Below are 206 nucleotides of genomic sequence, written 5' to 3' on the forward strand. Positions count from 1 at the left end.
TAGATACAGCCGGCACATCGCTCACCTTGACCTATAGTGAAGCACTAGACAGCACTAACTTACCGCCATTAAACAGTTTCGTGGTCACCGCAGATGGTCAAGTGGTAGCTGTAACCGGTGTTACAGTGAATGGCTCTACCGTGGTGTTGACTTTGGGTACACCAGTCACAGCAGGTCAAGCAGTGCAAGTGGGTTATACCGATCCA

Annotated in this window: 1 protein-coding gene; it reads left to right on the forward strand. The window is 50.0% G+C overall.

Annotated features, from left to right (window positions below; genetic code table 11):
• Nucleotides 1-206 (forward strand): SwmB domain-containing protein (locus M2R48_RS21225; RefSeq protein WP_262087607.1); only part of this gene is annotated, 206 nt, incomplete at both ends.

It is taken from the genome of Acinetobacter sp. I-MWF (genome assembly GCF_025433935.1).
GTDB classification, from domain to species: Bacteria; Pseudomonadota; Gammaproteobacteria; order Pseudomonadales; family Moraxellaceae; genus Acinetobacter; species Acinetobacter guillouiae.